Genomic DNA, 765 nt, shown 5'->3' with positions numbered 1-765 from the left:
TAATCACGGTATTTTTATAAGTATTAAAGAAATTTATTCTCTGTTTTTAACGAGGATCCAACCGGTGTATTTAATTGGAGTTTTCTGAGCATTAGGCTCATTCCAATTGATGTGATACCAGTATGTTCCAGTAGGAACTTTTTTCTCAAAGAATTTACCATCCCATTTGTAGTCGTTGAACTTGTCTCCGGTGAAGATTTTGTTTCCGTATCTGTCGTAGATTACAAAAGAAAGGTTGTCTTTGTATTTGAGTTCACTGTAATCGATGTAGTCGTTTTTGTTATCTCCGTTTGGCGTGATAGCATTAACAAGGTTTGGAACTGTAATTTCTACCGCTACCGGAACGCAGTCGAAAGCGTCTTTTACGTAGAATGTATGTTGCCCTCTAGAAAGCCCTGTAAATACATTTGAGTCTTGCCAGTTTGAAGTTCCGTCTACTGCATATTTGTAAGGAGCGGTTCCTCCACTTGCCATAACTGTTGCAGTAGTGTTAGAAATTTCAATGGAGGTAATGATAGGATCTGCAGATTTTTTAATGCTTACAAATTGTTTTACAAAACATCCGCTGTCTTCAAGGATTACCCAGTAGTCGCCAACAGGTTGTCCGCTAATAGATTGTGTTGTAGCACCTGTACTCCACTGGTAAGATTGGTAACCAGGCCCTGCATCTAAGCTTGTTCTGTCATCAATACAGATGTATTTATCAACTAATGTAGTCGATCTTTTTGGAGGAGTTACTTTCAGTGTTATTTTAGCAATAGCATA

General features: G+C 38.0%; 1 protein-coding gene. It reads right to left on the bottom strand.

Features of this window, described 5'->3' with window-relative positions; genetic code table 11:
* Window positions 1-33 precede the first annotated feature (33 nt).
* On the bottom strand, window positions 34-765 hold a 732-nt coding region (locus AC2A1D_RS17790; RefSeq protein WP_484044916.1), incomplete at its 5' end, for a T9SS type B sorting domain-containing protein.

The organism is Chryseobacterium sp. HNCC26DJ239, assembly GCF_057180445.1.
This window is presented reverse-complemented; position numbering and strand designations above follow the sequence as displayed.